Raw genomic sequence first — 661 nt, forward strand, 5'->3', positions numbered from 1 at the left:
GTCTTTAAAAACTAAAAGAGAAAGATGTAAATATTTAGCTATAAGAAGTGGTTTAAGATCTGCTGTTATAGATATACCTTATGATGCTTATTGCAATGTAGATGAAAAAGGAAGATTGGTTAATGAAGAATATATGGATATCTATGATGAAGTAAGTTCTCATCGTGGAACATTAAAATCCTATTCTTTTTTTAATGAATGGGAATTAGCTGCTTTACTTTTAGGAGATATGAAAGCTAGTCCTACAGCTGCTGTAGGATTTAAAACAAGACAACAACAAGCTTTATTCTTACAAGCTCAATTTGGAGATAAAAATGCTTTTAAAAGTTTAGGTTTAGCAGTATTGTGTTCTAATTCTTTTATCACAGGACAACATTGGAATCAGATTAGAGCAAAAATGATTTATGATTTACACGATTATTATTATGAGAGTTTATTGGATGAATTTGGTATGATACCTTTTTTGGATGAAATTATAGGAGTAGATTGGACTATTGATTTAAATACGTATCAGTTTGCCTATGATGAAGAAGGCAATATGATGTGGAGTTTGTTTAATGAAATTGACAAGGGTAAATTAAAAGATCCAAGGGATGTGGATTCTACTCCAGAGAGCAGAAATAAATTTGATGATTATATGGATGCGTGTAAAAAGCAATTG

1 pseudogene is annotated in these 661 nt (G+C 30.3%); it reads left to right on the top strand.

The features are described from left to right. Positions 1–661, top strand: a pseudogene (locus H2279_RS08670) (hypothetical protein); the annotation flags it as partial.

The organism is Campylobacter sp. B0100352/1 (genome assembly GCF_020135855.1).
Classification (GTDB): domain Bacteria; phylum Campylobacterota; class Campylobacteria; order Campylobacterales; family Campylobacteraceae; genus Campylobacter_D; species Campylobacter_D taeniopygiae.